The 20,774-nt window shown below is 63.7% G+C and carries 21 protein-coding genes; 8 read left to right on the forward strand and 13 right to left on the reverse strand.

What is annotated here, in order from left to right; translation table 11 throughout:
- Positions 1–53 precede the first annotated feature (53 nt).
- The 8 genes from FXV83_RS33355 to ggt form a co-directional block, all read right to left on the reverse strand.
- Positions 54–542: a VOC family protein gene (locus FXV83_RS33355; RefSeq protein WP_148743804.1), complete on the reverse strand. Its 489-nt coding sequence runs from the start codon at positions 540–542 to the stop codon at positions 54–56.
- A 45-nt stretch (positions 543–587) separates the two neighbouring features.
- Positions 588–1,016 carry a VOC family protein gene (locus FXV83_RS33360; protein WP_148743805.1) on the reverse strand — a complete coding sequence of 143 codons (429 nt, stop codon included), beginning with the start codon at positions 1,014–1,016 and terminating at the stop codon, positions 588–590.
- A gap of 131 nt (positions 1,017–1,147) precedes the next feature.
- Positions 1,148–1,660 (reverse strand): cupin domain-containing protein, encoded by a 513-nt coding sequence (locus FXV83_RS33365; protein WP_148743806.1) that lies wholly within the window; start codon positions 1,658–1,660, stop codon positions 1,148–1,150.
- Positions 1,661–1,789: 129 nt separating this feature from the next.
- Complete coding sequence (locus FXV83_RS33370; RefSeq protein WP_148743807.1) at positions 1,790–2,254, reverse strand: FKBP-type peptidyl-prolyl cis-trans isomerase; 465 nt, start codon at positions 2,252–2,254, stop codon at positions 1,790–1,792.
- Positions 2,255–2,314: 60 nt separating this feature from the next.
- Complete coding sequence (locus FXV83_RS33375; protein WP_148743808.1) at positions 2,315–4,606, reverse strand: xanthine dehydrogenase family protein molybdopterin-binding subunit; 2,292 nt, start codon at positions 4,604–4,606, stop codon at positions 2,315–2,317.
- A 2-nt stretch (positions 4,607–4,608) separates the two neighbouring features.
- Positions 4,609–5,625 (reverse strand): FAD binding domain-containing protein, encoded by a 1,017-nt coding sequence (locus tag FXV83_RS33380; RefSeq protein ID WP_148743809.1) that lies wholly within the window; start codon positions 5,623–5,625, stop codon positions 4,609–4,611.
- 3 nt (positions 5,626–5,628) lie between these two features.
- A complete protein-coding gene (locus FXV83_RS33385) occupies positions 5,629–6,189 on the reverse strand; it encodes a (2Fe-2S)-binding protein (protein WP_187436334.1) in 561 nt (186 codons plus the stop codon).
- 224 nt (positions 6,190–6,413) lie between these two features.
- The gene (gene ggt / locus FXV83_RS33390; protein ID WP_148743811.1) at positions 6,414–8,000 is read right to left on the reverse strand and encodes a gamma-glutamyltransferase; all 1,587 of its coding nucleotides are present in this window, start codon (positions 7,998–8,000) and stop codon (positions 6,414–6,416) included.
- Between the two features lie 216 nt (positions 8,001–8,216).
- Here ggt and trhO point away from each other — a divergent pair, with 216 nt between their 5' ends.
- The gene (gene trhO / locus FXV83_RS33395) at positions 8,217–8,999 is read left to right on the forward strand and encodes an oxygen-dependent tRNA uridine(34) hydroxylase TrhO (protein ID WP_187436340.1); all 783 of its coding nucleotides are present in this window, start codon (positions 8,217–8,219) and stop codon (positions 8,997–8,999) included.
- Positions 8,989–9,207, forward strand: coding sequence for a SlyX family protein (locus FXV83_RS33400; protein ID WP_148743813.1), 219 nt, complete (start codon positions 8,989–8,991; stop codon positions 9,205–9,207). The genes trhO and FXV83_RS33400 overlap by 11 nt, the downstream gene beginning before the upstream one ends.
- An 8-nt stretch (positions 9,208–9,215) precedes the next feature.
- Here the strand turns inward: FXV83_RS33400 and FXV83_RS33405 are convergent, their stop codons facing one another.
- Both FXV83_RS33405 and FXV83_RS33410 read right to left on the reverse strand, forming a co-directional pair.
- Positions 9,216–11,120, reverse strand: coding sequence for a diguanylate cyclase (locus tag FXV83_RS33405; RefSeq protein WP_148743814.1), 1,905 nt, complete (start codon positions 11,118–11,120; stop codon positions 9,216–9,218).
- A gap of 172 nt (positions 11,121–11,292) precedes the next feature.
- A complete protein-coding gene (locus tag FXV83_RS33410; protein WP_148743815.1) occupies positions 11,293–11,511 on the reverse strand; it encodes a hypothetical protein in 219 nt (72 codons plus the stop codon).
- Between the two features lie 110 nt (positions 11,512–11,621).
- Between FXV83_RS33410 and hemE the strand changes: the two genes are divergently transcribed.
- Positions 11,622–12,656 carry a uroporphyrinogen decarboxylase gene (hemE, locus tag FXV83_RS33415; protein ID WP_148743816.1) on the forward strand — a complete coding sequence of 345 codons (1,035 nt, stop codon included), beginning with the start codon at positions 11,622–11,624 and terminating at the stop codon, positions 12,654–12,656.
- Between the two features lie 297 nt (positions 12,657–12,953).
- Here hemE and hemC read toward each other — a convergent pair whose 3' ends face one another.
- Positions 12,954–13,934 carry a hydroxymethylbilane synthase gene (hemC, locus tag FXV83_RS33420; RefSeq protein WP_148743817.1) on the reverse strand — a complete coding sequence of 327 codons (981 nt, stop codon included), beginning with the start codon at positions 13,932–13,934 and terminating at the stop codon, positions 12,954–12,956.
- A gap of 23 nt (positions 13,935–13,957) precedes the next feature.
- The gene (locus FXV83_RS33425; RefSeq protein WP_148743818.1) at positions 13,958–15,583 is read right to left on the reverse strand and encodes a GMC family oxidoreductase; all 1,626 of its coding nucleotides are present in this window, start codon (positions 15,581–15,583) and stop codon (positions 13,958–13,960) included.
- 297 nt (positions 15,584–15,880) lie between these two features.
- Between FXV83_RS33425 and FXV83_RS33430 the strand changes: the two genes are divergently transcribed.
- The gene (locus FXV83_RS33430) at positions 15,881–16,840 is read left to right on the forward strand and encodes a c-type cytochrome (protein WP_235940366.1); all 960 of its coding nucleotides are present in this window, start codon (positions 15,881–15,883) and stop codon (positions 16,838–16,840) included.
- Positions 16,841–17,839: 999 nt separating this feature from the next.
- Here FXV83_RS33430 and FXV83_RS33440 read toward each other — a convergent pair.
- Positions 17,840–18,430: a TetR/AcrR family transcriptional regulator gene (locus FXV83_RS33440; RefSeq protein WP_148743820.1), complete on the reverse strand. Its 591-nt coding sequence runs from the start codon at positions 18,428–18,430 to the stop codon at positions 17,840–17,842.
- A 308-nt stretch (positions 18,431–18,738) separates the two neighbouring features.
- Between FXV83_RS33440 and FXV83_RS33445 the strand changes: the two genes are divergently transcribed.
- The 4 genes from FXV83_RS33445 (at position 18,739) to FXV83_RS33455 (ending at position 20,656) form a co-directional block, all read left to right on the forward strand.
- A complete protein-coding gene (locus FXV83_RS33445) occupies positions 18,739–19,104 on the forward strand; it encodes a nuclear transport factor 2 family protein (protein WP_148743821.1) in 366 nt (121 codons plus the stop codon).
- 555 nt (positions 19,105–19,659) lie between these two features.
- A complete protein-coding gene (locus tag FXV83_RS43185) occupies positions 19,660–19,872 on the forward strand; it encodes a hypothetical protein (protein ID WP_187436335.1) in 213 nt (70 codons plus the stop codon).
- The gene (locus FXV83_RS33450; protein ID WP_187436336.1) at positions 19,869–20,462 is read left to right on the forward strand and encodes a phosphatase PAP2 family protein; all 594 of its coding nucleotides are present in this window, start codon (positions 19,869–19,871) and stop codon (positions 20,460–20,462) included. Before FXV83_RS43185 ends, FXV83_RS33450 begins: the two co-directional genes overlap by 4 nt.
- Positions 20,453–20,656 (forward strand): hypothetical protein, encoded by a 204-nt coding sequence (locus FXV83_RS33455; protein ID WP_148743823.1) that lies wholly within the window; start codon positions 20,453–20,455, stop codon positions 20,654–20,656. Before FXV83_RS33450 ends, FXV83_RS33455 begins: the two co-directional genes overlap by 10 nt.
- Positions 20,657–20,774 lie beyond the last annotated feature (118 nt).

Consider the following 20,774-nt stretch of genomic DNA (forward strand, 5'->3'; position numbering starts at 1 on the left):
GTGGGCACGGCGCAAACGCGCCTCTGCCCACCCTACATATCTTGTCGGCGCTATCACGCCGCCGACTTGCCCTCGAAGGCGCGGCGCAGAATCTCGACATCCAGCTTCACCATCTTCATCATGGCCTGCATCGCACGCGCGGCCGCAGCCTTGTCCGGGCTCGCTAGAAATTCGAACATCACCTTCGGCACCACCTGCCAGGACACGCCATAGCGATCCCTCAGCCAGCCGCACTGCTCTTCCTTGCCGCCGTGGACCAGGAAGGCGTTCCAGACGCTGTCGACCTGGGCCTGATCGTCGCAATGGATCATCAGCGAGAGCGAGTGGGTGTACTCCATCTTCATCCCGCCGTTCAGCGCGACGAGGGGCTGACCTGCCACCGTGAACTCGACGACCAGCACGGAGCCTTCCTTGCCGGATGGGTTGTCCGAAACGTTGCGCTGAACGTGCGTGATCTCGGAATTCGGCACCAGCGAGACGTAGAACTTGGCGGCTTCTTCGGCATCGCCGTTGAACCACATGCAGGGCACGAGCTTGGGCATCGTGAATTCTCCTCTTCTGGATTTTCGATTTTTATCGAGGTTCGGTCAGGTGGTCGCCATGGCGGGCTGCGTTGTCGCGGCCGCCATGTCCATCCAGTTCACACCCCACATATGACCATCCGGATCCTCGAAGCTGCGGCCGTACATGAAGCTGAACTCCTCCTTCGGGCTGGGATCGGCCACCCCGCCCGCGACCTCGGCCTTGCCGACGATATCGTCGACCTCGGCGCGACTGTCCGCGGACAGGCAGAACAGCGCCTGGTTCGAGGTCCTGGCATCCGCGATCGGCTTCGGCGTGAACTGGCGGAATTTGTCGTGAGTCATCAGCATGGCGTAGATGGCCTCGGAGAAGACCATGCAGCTCGCGGTATCGTCGCAGAATTGCGGATTCCTGACCGCGCCGATCGCCTCGTAGAAGGCGGTGGCGCGCCTGAGGTCGGTCACCGGCAGGTTGACGAAGATCATCTTGGGCATCGGAAGCTCCTTGGGCGGGGTTCTGCCCAAGGACGGATGGGCCAGCGGCCATCCGACACGGCTTCCGAATATTTTTTAGACCCTTGCCCGCGGGATTCTGTCGCACAGAACCGCAAGGCCTCCTGGCAGCCCTACTTCGTCTCGTTCGGGTCCCGGTGGACGGGGTCGATCCACAGGACCGTCTCGGGCTTCTCGATTGGCTCGATGTCGAGGTTGACCGCGACCGCCTCGCCATCGCTGCGCACCAGCACGCATTCCAGCACCTCATCGCGGCTGGCGTTAATCTCCTGGTGCGGCACGTAGGGCGGCACGAAAATGAAATCGCCGGGACCGGCCTCCGCGGTGAATTGCAGGCTCTCGCCCCATCGCATCCGAGCTTTGCCCTTCACCACGTAAATGACGCTTTCCAGATGGCCGTGATGATGCGCGCCGGTCTTGGCATCGGGCTTGATGCTCACCGTGCCCGCCCACAATTTCTGCGCGCCGACGCGCGCGAAATTGATCGCGGCCGCGCGGTCCATGCCTGGCGTGGACGGCACGTTCGTATCGAGCTGATTGCCGGGAATGACGCGCACGCCGTCATGTTTCCAGCGATCGTCATGATCGTGGTCATGGTGGGAATGCGAATGATCATGGCCGGTCATTGGACTGCTTTCTGTTGTTCCGTGCTTTCGCAAGCTAGCTCAAAGCCGCGCCGGCAAGCCATGACAAAATCGGAACCCTCCTAGAAGCGAAAAGACCGGCCGCAGCCGGTCTTTTTTGTTTGCGGTGGTTCACTTCACCGCGAGCAATTCCACATCGAACATCAGCGTCGCGTTCGGCGGGATCACGCCGCCGGCGCCGCGGGCGCCATAGCCGAGTTGCGGCGGGATGATCAGCGTGCGCTTGCCGCCGACCTTCATCGAGCCGACCCCCTCGTCCCAGCCGGCGATGACGCGGCCCTTGCCGATCGGAAACTCGAACGGCTCGTTGCGATCGACGGACGAGTCGAATTTCTTGCCCTTCTGGCCGTTCTCGTAGAGCCAGCCGGTGTAATGCATCACGCAGATCTGGCCGGGCTTTGGCGAAGCACCGGTGCCGGCGACGCTGTCGATGATCTGCAAGCCTGAAGCTGTGGTCATGGGCTTTCCTGCGGTCTGGGCCGTGGCCGTGGTGGAAACGAAATGCGACACGCCGCCGATCACGGTGATCGCCAGTGCCGACATCAGGACGAGAAGCACGCGCTGGAGACGCTGCATAAGACACCTTCCGTTTGAGGCGGAAGGTGTCTAGCCCAACGACGGTGCGGTTTCCACCCCTCAGACCTCGATATTTTCCAGCCGCACCGGCAGCTTGCGGATACGCTGACCGGTGGCGTGATAGATCGCGTTGCAGACCGCCGCATTGGTGCCGACATTGGCGAGCTCGCCGAGCCCCTTCGCGCCTGCGGGGTTGATGTGATCGTCCTGCTCGGAGAGCAGGATCACCTCGACTCCGGGGACGTCGGCATTTACCGGCACAAGGTAGTCGGCAAAGTTGTCGTTCACGTAGCGCGCTGTGCGTTGGTCGATTTCGGTGGCCTCCAGGAGCGCCGAGGACATGCCCCAGATCAACCCGCCCATGAGCTGGCTTCGGGCCGTGCGCGGATTCATGATCCGGCCGGCCGCGAAGGCGCCGACCAGGCGCGGGGCGCGGATTTCGTGCGTGAAGCGGTTCACCCTGACCTCGACGAACTCCGCACCGAACGCATAGGCGATTTTGTCTTTCAGACTGTGGCCGCCGACCAGCCGGACATGGCCACTATGCATGGCCTGGAACGAATCCGGCGGCGCGTCTTCCGGCTTCCACTCGCCATATTCCTCGACAACGCCGGCGCCAAGCGCATCAAAGGCCTTCTCAAGATCGAGCGAACGATCGCTCTTCGCCGCCCGCGTGGCCGGCGTCTGACCGATGCCGACGGTCTCCTTGGCCCTGTCAGTCAGGCTTTGGTTCGGCATCATCGCCTTGAACAGGCGCTGGCGGATCTGGTCGCACACCATCATCACCGCCGAGCAGGTGCTGGCGGTCGAGTTCGAGCCGCCCGCGACCGGCGCCGGCGGCAGCTCGCTGTCGCCGACAAAGACCGCGACCTTCTCCAGCGGCACGCCCAGCCGTTCTGATGCGGTCTGCGCGATGATGGTGTAAGCGCCGGTGCCGATCTCGTGCCCGGCGATCTCGACGCGGGTGCGGCCGTCTCGCTGCAGGCGCACGCGCGCTGCCGACGGTCCCATCTGCGTCGGATAGCAAGTCGCGGCACAGCCATAGCCGATCAGCCAATCGCCGTCCGCCATCGACTTCGGCTCCGGCGAGCGCTGCGACCAGCCGAACGCCTTGGCGGCTTCGTCGAAACACGCCATCAGCGAGCGCGACGTGTAGGGCTTGCCGCCGATCGGCTCGTTGGTAGTGTCGTTGATGCGGCGAAGCTCGACCGGATCCATGTTCAGCTTGACCGCGAGTTCGTCCATCGCGCTTTCAAGCGCGAACAGATACGGCACTTCCGGCGGAGAACGCATGAACCCCGGCGTGTTGCGGTCGGCGCGCACGATCGACACCAGGCTGTCGACGTTCGGGCAGGCATAGAGCCGCGTCGTCGTCTTGGTGCCGCCAACGCAATAAGGATCGGGGCGCGAGGAGACCTCGGCACCCTCGTGCCTGAGCGCGACCAGCTTGCCGTCGCGGCTGGCGCCGAGCTTGATCTCATGCCGCGTCTCGGCGCGATAAGTTGCGATGGTAAAGCCCTGGTCGCGGGTCGGGACCAGCTTGATCGGCCGGTTCAGGCGCCTGGCGATGGCGGCGATAATGGCGGTCCGCGGCGTCATCGAGCCGCGTGAGCCGAAGCCGCCGCCGACATATGGATTGACCACGCGGACTTTGTCGGCATCGATCCCAAGCTGCTCGGCGACGCCGTTCTTCAGGCCATAGACGTACTGGCTTGGTTCGTAGATGACGAGGTTGTCGCCGATCCAGGCGCAGCTCGTTGAAAACAGCTCCATCGGATTGTGGTGCTGCGTCGGCGTATCGTAGGAAGCGGTCAGCTTGACCTCGGCATCCTCGAATGCTTTGGCGAAGTTGCCGACCTGCGGATCTTCCTTGAATTGCGAATTCTGCCCTTTCGCAGCGGCCGTCGTCGTTCCCGGGGAATCGAAGGTCGCGCTGGGCACAACCGCCGTGTAACTGACCTTGACGCGGTTGGCGGCTTCACGCGCCGCCTCATAGGATTCGGCGATGACCACGGCGATGATCTGGCCATCATGCGCGATGTCGGCAGATCTCAGCGGCTGGATCGTGGTTCCGGCATAGCCGCCGTTGCTGTAGAGCTTCAACTCCTTCAGCTTCGGCCCGTTTTCATGCGTGACGATGTCGATCACGCCGCGGACGCGGTTGGCACCGGCGAGATCGAAGCTCTCCACGCGCCCCTTGGCGATGGCGCTGGTGACCAGGTATGCATAGGCTGGATTAGCCAGCGGCATGTCGGACGCGTAGGTCGCCCGCCCCGTGACCTTTACAACCGCATCATAGCGCGGCACAGGGTTGCCCATATTCACTTTCGGCTCGGGAGCGGCAACGGTCATGATCAAACCTCCATCGTCGAAGCCTGTTGGAGCGCACGCGCCACAAGGCGTTTTCCGAGAGATATTTTGAAACTGTTGTGCTGTCGGCCCTTGGCGTCTGCGAAAGCGGCATCCGCGGCGCGCTGTGCCAGGCCGTTATCGAACTTCCGGCCCTTCAGCAGCGCCTCCGCTTCGCGCGCGCGCCACGGCACGGTGGCGACGCCGCCAAGCGCCACACGCGCGTCTCGGATCACGCCGTCCTGCACGTCCAGCGCGATCGCAGCCGACGAGAGCGCAAACTCATAGGATTGCCGATCGCGTGCCTTCAGATAAACCGAGCGCGGCCAGCGCCCGCGGATGGAGAAGGCCGAGATCAACTCCCCCGGCTGAAGCGTGGTCTCGATGTCCGGCGTGTTGCCCGGTGCCTTGTGCAGCTGCGCAAACGGCATGCTCCGGGTGCCAGACTTGCCGGTGATTTCCACCGTGGCATCCAGCGCAATCAGCGCCTGGGCGAAATCGCCCGGATAGGTCGCAATACATTGATCGGAAGTGCCGAGCACCGCATGCATCCGGTTGACGCCGTCCATCGCGGCGCAGCCGGAGCCGGGAATGCGCTTGTTGCAGTTCTGATAGGAGATATCGCGGAAATAGCTGCAGCGCGTCCGCTGCATCACGTTGCCGCCGAGCGTTGCCATGTTGCGCAACTGGGCACTAGCGGCAAGCCTCAACGAATTCGCGATCACCGGATAGTGGCGCTGAATGTCAGCATGCGCGGCAACGTCGGACATTTTTGCGAGCGCACCGAGCCGCAACTTTTCGCCACCGGTCTCGATACCGGACCAACCCTGCGCCAATGGATTGATATCGACAATCGCGGCGGGCCGCATCACATCGAGCTTCATCAGGTCGATGAGCGTGGTGCCTCCGGCGAGTGGCTGTGCGGCAGCCTGGGTCAGCGGATTGTTGGCCGCAGCGGCTGCGCTGAGCGCCTGTACGGCCATGCCCGGGTCTGTCGCCCTCTGATACAGGAAGGATCGCATGACCTAACCTTTCATGATGTCGGATGCGGCCTGCTTCACGGCGGCGACGATGTTGGGGTAGGCGGCGCAGCGGCAGATGTTGCCGCTCATATATTCGCGGATGTCTTCATCGCTTCCGGCATGCCCCTCTTTCACGCAGGCCACCGCCGACATGATCTGGCCGGGCGTGCAGTAGCCACACTGGAACGCATCGTTGTCGATGAAAGCCTGTTGCATTGGATGCAGGTGATCGCCGGTGGCGAGACCTTCGATGGTGGTGATCTCCTGGCCTTCGGCCGCGAGCGCCAGCGTCAGGCAGGAAACCACGCGCCGGTCACCGACCAATACCGTGCAGGCGCCGCACTGGCCGTGGTCGCAACCTTTCTTGCTGCCGGTGAGACCGATATGCTCGCGCAACGCATCGAGCACAGTCGTCCGCGCGTCGATGCGAAGGCGCTTGTCTTGACCGTTCACTCGCAGCGTGACCTCGACGGGAAGCGCCGGATCCTGCGCGGCCGCCGGAGTTGGGTCTTGCACAGCCGCACGCGCGGTCAGCGGAACGAGCGCGATGCCGGCGCCGGCCATGAAGGCACGCCGATCGAATCCGGATCGCTTGGAACTTGAATTGTCTGACATGGACGGCCTCCGCCGCTTCTTGGGAAAGCGGCGCGCGCCTGCACCGCTCATCGCCCCTTAACTTGGGCCAATGAGCGCAGTTCCGAACGAGAAAGGGCAACGCAGCAGATGCCGCGTCACCCTTTGTCAAATCTTCCTGATCCTGTGCGGGGAACCTGTCTCGCGCAGGACGATCAGTAGCCGAGCGCGCAGCCGTCCTTGCGCGGATCGGAACCGCCCGTCAACGTGCCCTTGTCCCAGTCGATCCAGATCGCCTGAGCACCGCCGAGCGGGCCGACCACGCTGGTGGTCTTGTGGCCGAGCTTCTTCAGGCCTTCGACGATATCGGCCGGAACGCTGTCCTCGAGTTGATACTGGCCCTCGTAGTGCAGGCCGCGCGGCATGTCGATTGCTTCCTGCACGTCGCAACCATAATCGAGGATGTTGGTCACGACATGGGCCTGACCGACCGGCTGGTACTGCCCGCCCATCACGGCGAACGGCATCACGGAACGGCCGCCCTTGGTGAGCAGACTCGGCATGATCGTGTGCAGCGGCCGTTTGCCGCCGGCGATGCAATTCGGGTGACCCGGCTGAATGCGGAAGCCGCCGGCGCGGTTCTGGAGCAGCACGCCGGTCTTGTTCGAGACGATCGCCGAGCCGAAGGAATGCGCGATCGAATTGATGAACGAGCAGACGTTGCGGTCCTTGTCCACGACGGTGATGTAGATGGTCGAGGGATTCATCGGCGGCGCAACGTTCGGCAGATCCAGCATGCCGTCCATGCGGATCTTGCTGATATGCTCCTCGGCAAATTCCTTGGCGAGGATCTTGGCGACTTCGAACTGCATATGATCGGGATCGGCCACGTGCAGCTCGCGATTCATGTAGGCGATGCGCGCGGCCTCGGCTTCAAGATGGAAGCGCTCGATACTGAGGGGCGCGTATTTCGTCAGGTCGAAGCGCGACAGGATGTTGAGCATCAGCAACATAGTGAGCCCCGGTCCGTTCGGCGGGCACTGCCAGACGTCGTAGCCCTTGTACATCGTGCCGATCGGCGTCGTGGTCTCGGTGCTGTGCGCGGCGAAATCGTCGAGCGTGTGCAGGCCGCCGATTCCGCGCAGGGTCTCGACGATATCTTCCGCGATCGCGCCCTTGTAGAAGGCGTCGCGGCCATCCTTGGCGATCGCCCGCAGCGTCTTGCCGAGCTCCGCCTGGCGGATGATGTCGCCGGCCACCGGCGGCTTGCCTTGCGGCAGGAGATAGCGCTCGGTGTTGGTGCCGTTCTTCAGCTTCTCGAACTGATTCTTCCAGTCGAAGGCGATGCGGGGCGCGACGACATAGCCTTCCTCGGCCGCCTTGATCGCGGGCTGGAGCAGCCGGTCGAAGCCGAACTTGCCGTGATCGCGCAAAACGGTCGCGAAGGCGTCGATCACGCCGGGGATCGAGACCGCATGCGCCGAGGTCAGCGGCACGGACGTGATCTTGCGTTCGAGGTACCAGTCCGCGTTCGCCGCCTTGGGCGCGCGGCCGGAGCCGTTATAGGCGACGATCTTGCCTTCGCCGCGCGGCTGGATCAGCGCGAAGCAATCGCCGCCGATGCCGGTCGACTGCGGCTCGATCACGCCAAGCAGCGCCGAGCCCGCCACAGCCGCGTCCACCGCCGTGCCGCCCTCGCGCAGCACCTCGATCGCGGCAAGGCTCGCCTGCGGATGCGAGGTCGCGACCATCGCATTGGTGGCGTGGACCGTGGACCTGCCGGGAAAATGGAAGCTTCTCATGCGAATTCTTGCTTTCTTGAGACGTCGGGGCGCGTGTGTCGCGCCGCCTCGGAAAAACCGGGGTCTTCATGACACAATCCGGCCCGCCCGGGCAATGCTGGCATACCAGGGAAATGGCTGCCATCCGCTGGGCGTATAGACCTTTGCGGCTTTCGGCCATGCGGGTTTTCTGGGCGCCTGCCGCCTGCTAAACGAGCCGCCATGACGTCAAAGAACCTGGTTCACAAGGTCGCGGCCTTCTATCAATTCGCCGCCCTGCCCGACTACCGCGAGCTGCGCGAACCGCTGCGCGCGTTCTGCGCTGGCCTGGCGCTGAAGGGCAGCGTGCTGCTGGCCCGGGAGGGCATCAACGGCACAATTGCTGGTGCACCGGCTGCGATCGACGCCTTCGCCCACGAACTCGCGCACGGCGACATGTTCGGCGGCAGGCTGAACAATCTGGAACTAAAATTCTCGACCGCCGAGACGATGCCGTTCGGCCGGCTCAAGGTGCGGCTGAAGAAGGAGATCGTCACGCTCGGGGACGAGGCCGCCGATCCGACCCACCGGGTCGGCACCTATGTCGATGCCGCCGAATGGAACGCGCTGATCGAGGCACCCGATACGCTGCTGCTCGATACCCGCAACGCCTTCGAAGTGGGCATGGGAACGTTCGAGGGCGCGGTCGATCCCGGCCTCACGAGCTTTGGCCAGTTCAAGGACTTTGCGGCACGACAGCTCGATCCGGAAAAGCACCGCAGGATCGCAATGTTCTGCACCGGCGGCATTCGCTGCGAGAAGGCCAGCGCGCATCTGCTGGCGCGCGGCTTTGCCGAGGTCTATCACCTCAAGGGCGGCATCCTGAAATATCTGGAAGAGGTGCCGGAGGCGCAAAGCCGCTGGCGCGGTGAATGCTTCGTGTTCGACGAGCGCGTCGCGCTCGGCCATGGTTTGCGAGAACGTGGCTTGCGAGAACATGGGCTGCGCGAACGGGACAAGGACGCAACGCGTGACGAATGAGATCAAGACGCTGAGCGAGCGCATCGACGCGCTGGAGGCGCGGCTGGCCTATCAGGACGACACCATCGAAACCCTGAACCAGACCATCACCGCGCAGTGGAAGCAGATCGACGCGCTAACGCGGCAGCTCGTGCAACTCGGTGAACGGCTTCAGGAGGCCGAGGCCAATGCGCCCGGCGCCGCCAACGAGCGCCCGCCGCATTATTGAATGCAAAGCTACAGGCCTGACGCCTTCGGCAGCAGGCTGGTCACCTCGCCCGACATCATCAGCCGGTTACGCCCGGCCTCCTTCGCAGCGTAGAGCGCCTGATCGGCGGCCTCGACGAGCGAGCCGACCCCTGCCGTGCGTTCCAGCGCCGGCCGGCAGGCCGCACCCCCAAGCGAAGCCGTCACGAAGCCCGTCGCATGATTAGAGGTGTGGACGAGACCGGCCTCGCGGATCGCGCGGCGGATCCGATCGCCAATTCTGGCGCAACCCGCGGCATCGGTATTCGGCAGCAACATAGCGAATTCCTCGCCGCCATAGCGTGCCGCCAGGTCGCCAGCGCGTTGCATCTCCGCCGCGATGACCTTGGCGACCACCCGGAGGCAGGCGTCGCCGGCGGGATGGCCGTATTCGTCGTTGTAGGCCTTGAAGTGATCGACGTCGACCATCAACAGGCTGAGGCTCGAGCGGTCGCGATAGGCGCGCGCCCATTCCTCCTTCAGCCGCTCGTCGAAACGGCGGCGATTGGCAAGCCCGGTGAGACTGTCCTCGATCGCGAGTGTCTCGAGCCTGGTCTCCAGCTTCTTCTGCTCGCTGATGTCGCGCGAGATCGCGACCACGCCGTCGGCATCGCCATTGTCCTTGCGCGTGACCCGCATGGTCGATTCGAGCCAGACTTCGCCGTTCTGCCGGTGCGCGTTTCGGTAGGTGAGGCGCGCCTCTTCCATATCGCCACGCTTCATGGCGTCGATGATCGCCTGAACGTGCGGCCGGTCGTCCGGGTTGATGCCGGCGAGCGCCGGCGTTCCGATCAGTTGATTGGCGCGCCAACCGACGAGGCCGAACGATGAGGGCGAAACATAGCGCAGCCGCTCGTCGAACCCGATGCGGGTCACCATGTCGCTGGAGCCCTCGGCAAGCAGGCGGAAATGGGCCTCTTTCTCGATCAGCGCGGCGGCCATGCGCTGGCCCCGCTGCAACTGACGCACCAGCACGGCCCCGATGACCGCGATCAGAATGACCAGCGCGAGCACGTAGAGCATCCGGGAGATCGCCGCGGCGCGCCAGGGCGCGAGCAGCTCGGTCTTGTCGACGGTGGCGAGCAGCATGAGCGGATAGCGGATGCTGCGCTTGAAGAAGCTGACGCGCTCGGCGCCATCCAGCGGCGACTTGAAATGATAGGCTCCGCCGGCCCGCTGCAGGCTCGGGTCGCGGAACAACGGCGCGTCGGCGACGCTGCGTCCGACGAATTTGTCGTTGCTTGGGTTGCGTGCGATGATCATGCCGTCGCTGTGCACAAGCGCCACCGAGCTGTTGCGGCCGATCTCGAACTGCTCGTAGAAATGCGCGAGATATCTGGAACTGATGGTCGCAAGCACCGCGCCGCCAAAGCTGCCGTCCAGCTTGTTGAAGCGGCGCGACAGGGTCACGACCCATTCGCCATCCAGCTGGCTTTGCACGGGACGGCCAACATAGGCCTCACGCTTCGACGAGAGCTGATGGTGACGGAAGAAGTCGTCATCGCTGAGCGTCGAAGCAATCGTGCCCGGCGAGGTCAGCCAATTGCCCTGATCGTCGACGATGGCGAGGCTATGGACGCGCTCCATCGCTTTCCTGCGCGCCTCCAGGAGGTTGCGCAGCTTGGCGATCGTGGCCGGCTCGGTGCCGTCCATCTCCAGCCGGGCGACAACGCCAACGACGCCGGAATCCAGCAAATCGAGACTGTCTTCGGCGTGCTGAGTCAGCGAGCGGGCGACGTTGGCCATCTCCGTCTCGGCGCCTCTCAGCACCGCTTCGCGTGCGCTCCATTCCCGCCAGGCGCTGATGCCGAGGATGGCCGTGCAGGTCAGCACGACGAAGGCGGCCGCCCGCAACGGCAGGCGGCTCCATCCGGCTCTGTGAACGGCGATACTCATGCGACAGGAACTCCGATCGTTCGGAAACTCTGCCGCTTCTGTTAGTGAACCCTGAAGTTACCGCCGGTATTTGCCGCAATGTTCACGGTTTTCCGTAGTCCTACGGACGCAAGCGTCCGCACATCGCTAACAAGGCATTAGCGAACCTGTCGGAAATCGGCGCGGCCGGCCATCAGCTGAAGATGGCCATGACCTTCTTCCATAGCGACGGACTGTCGGCCTCCGCGTCGGCCTTTGACGGCGTCGGCTGGGCGGCGCTGACGGGATCGGACGCCGGAAACGTGTCAACCAGGCCGGCGTCGAGCTTCGCGTCAGCGCGATCGGCGGCGAGCGCCTCATGCGGATCGTCGGCGTGCTTGTCATACGGCGCGGGATTGAACTTCTCAACCATGGAAATCCTCCTCCGTTGGCCGGTCAACGCCGGGCAATTACGCTGGTTCCCCTGTTCCGCTCGGGCGTTCGGCGGTGTATCAGGAACTTCAATCTGCATCAGGATCGTTCGTGCCCCATTCCGCGACAAAGCCCTTCATCGACGTGCTCTCCGGCCAGCGGCAAGCCACCCCGCCGGTGTGGATGATGCGGCAGGCTGGCCGCTATCTGCCCGAATATCGCGCGTTGCGCGCCAAGGCCGGGGGCTTCCTCGATCTCTGTTTCACGCCGGAGCTCGCGGCCGAAGTCACGCTGCAACCGATCCGAAGGTTCGGCTTCGACGCTGCGATCATCTTCTCGGACATTCTCGTGATCCCCTATGCGCTCGGCCGCTCGGTGCGGTTCGAGGTTGGCGAAGGGCCGCGGCTCGAGCCGCTGGATGATCCCGGCAAGGTGGCCACGCTGGCGCCTCGCGCCGATTTCACCAAACTGGGGCCGGTGTTCGAGGCGCTGCGCATCGTGCGCGCCGCACTCGATCCCAAGGTCGCGCTGATCGGCTTCTGCGGCGCGCCGTGGACGGTCGCGACGTATATGGTCGCAGGCCAGGGCACGCCGGATCAGGCGCCGGCGCGGATGATGGCCTATCGGCATCCGGAAGCGTTCGCACAAATCATCGACGTGCTGGTGGACAATTCGATTGAGTATCTGCTGGCGCAGCTCGCCGCCGGCGCAGACGCCTTGCAGATCTTCGACACCTGGGCCGGCGTGCTACCGCCGGCCGAGTTCGCGCGCTGGTCGATCGAGCCGACGCGGCGCATTGTCGAGGGCGTGCGCGCCAAGGTGCCGGATGCGAAGGTCATCGGCTTTCCCCGCGGCGCCGGCGCGCAATTGCCTGGCTATGTCGAGGCGACCGGCGTCAACGCCGTCAGCATTGACTGGACCGCGGAGCCGTCCTTCATCCGCGAGCGCGTGCAGAGCAAGGTTGCGGTTCAGGGCAATCTCGACCCGCTGGTGCTGATCACAGGCGGCGACGCGCTCGACCGCGCGGTCGACAACGTGATCGCAAGCTTTGCGCAAGGACGCCTGATCTTCAATCTCGGCCACGGCATCCAACCGGAGACGCCGATCGCGCATGTCGAGCAGATGCTGAAGCGCGTACGGGGTTGAGCGGTCTCTGTGCGGCCATCCTTCGAGACGCCCGCCTTTGGGCGGGCTCCTCAGGATGAGGTCTTGCGTTACGACGAACTCCTGAACCCTCATGGTGAGGAGCGCCGCTTGCGGCGCGTCTCGAACCATCGAGGCCGAGCTGTGCAGGGGCCGCTCCCACAAAAAGCGCGAGAACAACCAAATCATTGATGAATTTCGTCCGGCAGGGCGCGAGCGCTGCAGGCGACGGACGTTTGACTCGTCGGGCAAAACAGGCGCAGGATTTCACGATGGCCACCGATGGCCGTTCCGGCGGGCTTACCTTGGGCGGCTGCGCTCGATGATCTCCGCTGCACCTTTCTCCAGCAGATCGAGCGCAACCGCGCGGCCGAGCTCACGGGGGCGGTTCGCGGGACCGGCGTGTGAGGCTTCGATGATACTGTTGCCGGAGAGATCGAGCACGGATGCGGTGAGCGACATCTGATCGCCGGCGATGGTCGAGAACGCTGCGACCGGCGAGTTGCAGTGGCCATTGAGCACCCACAGCACCTCGCGCTCAGCGTCGGCGCAAGCATGCGCGGCCGGATCGTCGATCGCCGAGAGGATGCTTCGCGTCTGCCAATCCTGCGCCGCGCATTCCACCGCGACGATGCCCTGGCCCGCCGCAGGCAGCATCTCGGCCGCGGTGAATTCGTATGCGATGCGGTGCGCAAGGCCGACGCGATCGAGGCCGGATCGCGCCATGATCAGCGCATCCGCGGGCCCCACCGCGCCACCATCCGGCAGGCGCTGCTTCTCGCCGTTGTCGAGTTTTCGCACGCGCGTGTCGGCTGCGCCCCGGAAGTGGATCACTTCCACCTGCGGAAACAACCGCCGCGCATAGGCCGCGCGCCGCACGGCATTCGTCCCGATCTTGAAACCCTTGCCGCGCGACTGGCGCAGCGCTTCCAGGGTAACGCCATCGCGCAATACCAGCGCATCGCTTGCCGGATCACGCGACAGCGTGGCGCCGAGGACGAGACCCGGGGTGTCCTCGTTGCCCGGCATGTCCTTCAGCGAATGCATCGCCGCCTGCAGCTCGCCCGCCAGCACGGCGGCGCGGATCTGCGCCACGAAGGCGCCGCCCTTGCCGCCGTGCGGCAACAGCTTGCTGGTCTGGTCGAGATCGCCCGTGGTGTCGAACTTGACGATCTCCACATCGAGATCGGGCACGGTTGCGGTCAGGCGGCGCGCGATCTCTTCCGTCTGTGCCAGCGCCATCGTGCTTTTGCGGGTGCCGATCTTGAAGCGAGTAGCCAAGTCCCAGTCCTTTCGAGACGCGTTTACCGCGCATCCTCCAATATCATATCGGAGGCCTTTTCGGCGATCATGATGATCGGCGCGTTGGTGTTGCCCGACACGAGGTCCGGCATGATCGAGCCGTCGACGACGCGAAGGCCGTCGAGGCCCCTCACCTTCAGCCGCTGGTCGACCACCGCGAGCGCGTAATTGCCCATACGACAGGTCGAGGTCGGATGGTAGATGGTGCTGCCGCGCTCGCGGCAATAATCCAGGAGTTCGGCATCCGTCGATACCTTTGAGCCGGGATCATACTCGTCGATGACGAACGGCTTCAGTGCCGGCGCGTTCAATATCTTGCGCAGGATCTTCAGGCCTTCGACGTTGGTGGTGCGGTCGGTCTCGGTCGACATGTAGTTGATGCGGATTTCCGGCGGCACGGTCGGGTCCGCGCTCTTGATGCGCACGCTGCCGCGGCTTTCGGGCCGGAGCTGGCACACCGACGCGGTGAAGCCGGAAAAATCATGCAGCTTCTCACCCATCTTGTCGGTCGAGAACGGCAGGAAGTGAACCTGGATGTCCGGCGAGGCCAGTCGCGGGCTGGTCTTGAAGAACGCGCCGGCCGTGCCGGCCGCGATGGTGAGCCAGCCTTTCCGGAACAGCGCATAGCGTGCGCCTGCCATCGTGCGGCGGAGCGGATGATTGATGGTGTCGTTGAGGGTGATCTTCTGCGAGCAGCGCATCACGATGCGGACCTGCATGTGGTCCTGGAGGTCGCGCCCGACGCCTTGCGCGTCCAGCACGACATCGATGCCAAGCCCCCGCAGGAGATCGGCAGGGCCGACGCCGGAGAGCTGAAGCAGCTGCGGCGAGTTGTAGGCGCCGGTCGACAGCACGATTTCCCTGCGCGCGCGGGCGCGGCGCAGGATGGCGCCCTGCCGGTATTCGACGCCGACCGCGCGGCGCCCCTCGAACAGGACGCGCTGGCCGAGCGCGCCAGTTTCGATCTTGAGATTGCCGCGGGTCTTCGCCGGGCCGAGATAAGCGACCGACGTCGAGGCGCGGCGGCCCTTGCGTGTCGTGGTCTGGAACAGGCCGACGCCTTCCTGCGCGGCGCCGTTGAAATCAGGATTGTAGGGCAAGCCGGTCTCGACCGCGGCGTCGATGAAGGCTTTTGACAGCGGATCGGTCACGACCATGTTGGACACCGGCAGCGGACCGCCTGTGCCGTGATATTGGTCTGCGCCGCGCGACTGGTTCTCGGCCTTCTTGAAATAGGGCAGCACGTCGTCGTAGCCCCAGCCGGTGTTGCCGAGCTGGCGCCAGCGGTCATAGTCCTCGTGCTGGCCGCGGACATAAAGCAGACCGTTGATCGAGCTCGATCCACCCAGCGTCTTGCCGCGTGGCTGGAACACCTGACGCCCCTTGAGCTCGGGCTCCGGCTCGGTCTGGTACATCCAGTTGACGCTCTTCTCCTTGAACAGTTTCCCGTAGCCGAGCGGCACATGGATCCAGATATTGGAATCTTTCGGGCCAGCCTCGAGCAGCAGCACCGCATGCTTGCCATTTGCCGAGAGCCGGTTGGCGAGCACGCAGCCGGCGGAGCCGGCGCCGACAATGATGTAGTCGAATTCGGGATCGGACGGCGCGAGGGAAGAATTTGCGGTCATATGTTGCTAGGGCCCGTACTCATAACGTGACATGTCTGCTTCCAAGGATGAAGCAGACTTAGGCCGACCATTCCAGCCATTTCACCTTTTTGACGCAAGGCTGATTGACGCCAGGCTGACCTATGCGGCTGAATCGCTTATTGACGCAATCGAGTCCCCGGCGCCAGAATGCTCTTCTGGAGTGAGGCCGGAGAAGTTGCGGTGTCTGTCGCCTCGCGAGCGTTAAGGCGCCGCCTCCGATCTTCGCCCTCGGAAAGAGCAATTTGGCTTCACCGACGCGCACGGAGGTCGAAAGCCATGAGAATTTGCGGTGCGCCTTTGGCGCTTTCGTTCGTATTGCTTGCCGCAGCGGCGTTGCCCGCCCACAGCGAAGACAGCCCACCGGCATGGGCCTATCCGGTAAACCCGCCGAATTTTCAACGCGCACCTGATGATGGCACGATCAGGCAAGTCCCGGACAGCACCGCCGGTTTTACGCTCACGCAACTGCGAGATCTGTTCGCCGCGCCCGACTGGCATCCCGAAGATCATCCGCCAATGCCGGCGATCGTGGCAACGGGCAGAAAGCCTGACGTGTTCGCCTGCGGCGTCTGTCACCGGGCGGACGGGCCGGGCGGCCCTGAGAATGCCAGCCTGTTTGGTCTTTCCGCAGAATACGTCATCCAGCAAACGGTGGAGTTCAAGACGGGCCTGCGCACGAACTCGGTGCCGCGGGTCGCGACCGACCTAATGATCAAGGCGTCGAAAGGGGTGACCGAGCAGGAACTCAGGGAAGCTGCGGACTATTTTGCGTCAATCAAGCCAAGATCGAATATTGCGGTCACAGAAACCGATACCGTCCCGAAGACACATGTCAGGGACTTGTTTCTGGCTCGGATCGATGACGGCGAGAAGGAGCCAATCGGCGAGCGCATCATCGAGATTCCGGAGAAGGTCGAATATTTTGTCAGTCGGGACTCGCGCGCTCGCTTCATCGCTTATGTCCCCCTGGGCAGCATTGAGAAAGGGCGACTGTTGGCGGCGAGCAGCAATCTGCGCGTGCAGTGCGCCGCTTGTCACGGTGCCGACCTCAAGGGGACGGCCGTGGCGCCCAGGATCGCGGCCCGTTCGCCGACGTATGCGTTCCGGCAGCTCTTCGACTTCAAGACCGGCGCGCGCAAGGGCGCGAATAGTGAACTCATGAAACCAGTCGTTGAAAATCTTAGCATCGAGGACATGATCGCACTGGCCGCCTATACGGCGTCGCTCACGCCCTAACATAACTTGGGTCCTGTCAGCGCAGAGATCCAGGCTGTTGTCCTGCGTCTGGGGCGCGACCTTGTTGGCATGCCGGCTTTTTGAGCGCTTTTCGGACATGTCCGACCTCATCGATGAGGCCAGGTGATTGTGATAGAGCGGACATCATCTGGGACATTTAACCCTCCGGTATCCCCTCCAGACGCATGCCGGATCGCCGCAATGTCTAAGATGCTGGCTGACTGTGAATTGCTTTACATCCTGGTGTCCTTGGCCTGGGCTAATATGACTTCGGCTTCTTACTTTGAAGGAGGCATCCGATGCTCCCGATAATCAAATGGAACTCCCGATATAGCGCTCGCGAATGGGTGACGACAGCTGGGGCACTGGTCGTCCAACTCAGCGCACTGAATGCAAGACGACTGAGTGAAAGCAAACCAAGGCCGCCATCCTGGAAACACTTCGACGACACCCATCATTGGGACTCAACTGCGGAGGAATGGATCCCCAACGATGAGGTGATCGTGAAGGCCGGATACTTTCAAGATGGCGTGGCTCGGGAAAGTCATGCGATCAATTGTTCGACCAAAGCCGAAGGACGCGGATGAGAAGCGCGCCCCTCTTTGCCATTGGCTTGCTGTCTGTGGCGTTTGGCTCGCACCCCACGAAGTCACGCGCAGCAAAGGCCTCCAAGCCCAATGCGGAGACAAGTAACGTCACGCGGCAGAAATCGATCGAGCAGGAAGAAGAGATCCTAAAGCGCCAGCTTACGATCTGCCGCGGCCGCAAGTAGGAGCGGCTGCAAGTAGAAGAAGAGCTGAGACTTGAGCCTCTTGCCTGCGGAAGGTACGCGCGACCCCACAGGGCGCAAAACCAAGCTTGCGACTGCGACGGCCACGGTAGCGACGGCAACGCCGACTTCCTGAAATCTCACCTGCGGTTTGAGAGCGGGCTGCGCACGGCCGGAATATCGGATGATGAGCAAGAGACCATGGCGGGAGGCTGGTGGACCGCACACAATCATGGGCGCAGGCGCAGCGCCTCGACGAGCGACCTGAACGCACCGGCATATTCCGCGCCCGCCCTTGCGATGTCCGCGCGTCCGGCGCAGGCGACCGCAGCCTCCGTTACCGCGCCGAGCAGCAGCCGCGCCAGCGGCTCGACCGGTTGCCGCGCGATCAGGCCGGCGTCCATGGCGGCCGCGATTGCGCGCGGCAGCTTGCCGCCGAAATGCTGCGCGTCGATCTCGCGCCAGCGCTCCCAGCCGAGCACGGCTGGGCCGTCGCGCAGGATGATCCGACCGGTCGGGCCTTTGGCGGTTGCGGCAAAATAATGCTGGGTGCCGGCGACCATCGCGGCGAGCACGTCCTTCTCGGCGCGGGCCGCGCCGTCGATCTCGGCGACCAGGTCGCGCGAGACCTCATCGAACACGGCCTCGAACACCGCCTCCTTGGTCTTGAAGTGATGATAGACCGCGCCCTTGGCGACACCGGCGGCGTCGGCGATCTCGTCCATCGTCGTGGCGGCAAATCCTTGCGTGCCGAACAGGCGGCGCGCCGCGTTGAGGATCGCCTCCGATGTCGCGGCCCGCCGCTCTGCCTGTTTCGCCATGCTGTCTCGTCTCGGTCCACCTCTCCCCAGCGGGGAGAGGTCGGATTGTGCCTGGCGATGCGAAGCATCGTTCAGCAGCAATCCGGGTGAGGGGCCGCGGCGTCCAGGGAGGCCGTAACCCCTCACCCGGATCGCATCTTTCGATGCGATCCGACCTCTCCCTACGGGAGAGGTGCTCTGAGTTCTTGGCTCGCATCGATTCAATCTCACTCTGCTCTAATCGAATTCGACATAGACGGCCAGTTGACTTTTCGACTCGTGGTCGGTATTTACCGACTATCAGTCGGATTTAATTGCGAGGTGTGCCCATGCCGAGCCGTGACATCGTCGAAGCTTTTGCGAAGCGGTTGCAGGACGGGGATTTCGTCGGCGCGATCGAACAATTCTACACGCCCGATGCCGCGACCTATGAGAACAACGCCACCCCGACGGTCGGCCGCGACAAGCTCGTCGCCAAGGAGCGCGGGGTGCTCGCGGCATCCAAGGAGGTCAGGGCTGTCCGCATCGGGCCGAGCCTGATCGAGGGTGACCATGTCGCCACGCGCTGGATGTTCAGCTTCACCAACTCCGAAGGCGTCACGCGTACGCTGGAGGAGATCGCGTGGCAGACCTGGCGGGGCGATGAGCTCATTGAAGAGCGGTTTTATTACGACCCCAAACAGCTGGGACGGTGAGGTTCGGCCAGCGCCCGGACATCGCATTGAAAGAGAGCCAGCATGCAGCTTCGTTGCGGCTCATAAGAGACGCCCGCTGTAGTCGCGGCGAAGTCCGGGGTCCGGTTTGGCGGGCGTAGCAGACTTTCCGGAGCTGCCGTGGCCTTTCGTCCGTTGACCGATTGCGGGCCTTTTCGGCGAGCCGGGTAACGGACCGCTAGGACTTTCGAGCACAAGCTGGTCGGGACAAGCGGCCGTGGACGGCGACTGCGACATGGACGAGCCGATTGTCGGAGAGAGTCAGTGTCCTCGAGGCCTCGCGGTCGGTCGCACCGGGGCTTCGCTGCTGCTCTGGCGGAGGATCCCGCTGGCGCGATCGGCGCGAACGAAATCCGATGCGACGCGTGCTGCCGCCGGAAATACGGTTACGGCAGTCGGCAGGTCGTGGGTGAATATTTCGAGATTTAGGCAAATCCCCAGCCGATCATTAGTCCGTTTTAGGCTGTCGTGGCTATTGTGCTGTCAAAGGAGGAGCTGCGCTTGATCGGTCACACGGAACGACAGATTGCGAACAGGTTGCAACTGGTCAACTGGAGCCTTGTGGCTGGATGTGCGCTGGCGCTCTGCATCGGGCTTGCCGTAACAACCTTCACGCTGGAAGGTTTGATGACGAAAGAGGTTGTCACTGCGCCGGCGCTGGCGGTTGCCGGGTTGTGGCTCATGCGGCGGGGCTGGGGCGAGCGGCCGGCGTTCACCATGCTCGCATTTGCGCAGATGGGTTTTTCGTGATCTGCGCGGCGCCGCTGTCGTATATCGGCTTGGGCGCCGGGATGCCGTTGCAGGACGCGAGATTTGTCGAGCTTGACCGATTGCTCGGCCTGGATTGGCCTGCATATTTCCATTTTGCGATGGCCCGTCCGGAATTGCTACTCTACGCCAAGTTCTTTTACGCAATGATCCTCGTGCCGGCCTTCGGCGTCCCTGTCGTACTGGGGCTGACGGGGCAATATATCCGTCTGCAGCAGTTCGTGATGGCGTCAACATTGGCGTTGGGCGTGGTGATTGTCGTCTCCTCCCTGCTTCCGGCGATCGGCACCTATTTCGAGTTCGGACTGCCCTCCGACACCGAGCTATTCAAGGCGAACGGATATGGAGGACAGGCGCGCGACATACCGATGCTGCGCGATGGCACGTTGCGAGCTCTCAACCTCGCGAAGCTCGGCGGCATCCTCACCTTCCCGAGCTTTCACGCTGCCACGGCGCTTCTCAGCATCTGGAGCTTATGGAGCATCTGGTGGCTGCGTCCCGCCCTGCTGATGCTGAATGCGGGAATGCTCGTCGCGACCCCGCTGGCCGGGGGCATTACTTCGTGGATGTGATCGCGGGCGTGTCGGTGGCTGCGCTGACGATCCAGGCGTCGAAAGGCCTGACGGCGGTCGTCGTTGCAAGTCCGCTGGCGGTGTCGACGCAGCCGAAATCGGCGGCACCGGGTCGGCTGGTCGCTCTTGCCTTCGCCGCCATGTTTGAGCGGCCGTGCCGCCGCAGCATGTCCCGGCATGCGATACGCCTATGAACGTCGGCTCTTGGCCCATCGCGTCAGTTGGGGCAGTGCAGCGAGATGTCCGCAGCCGAGGCAGCCCGGAAGTCGCGAACTCAGGGCAGATCGACGCAATGTGAAGATGCTATGGGGC

The organism is Bradyrhizobium hipponense (assembly GCF_008123965.1).
In the GTDB taxonomy this organism is placed as follows: Bacteria; Pseudomonadota; Alphaproteobacteria; order Rhizobiales; family Xanthobacteraceae; genus Bradyrhizobium; species Bradyrhizobium hipponense.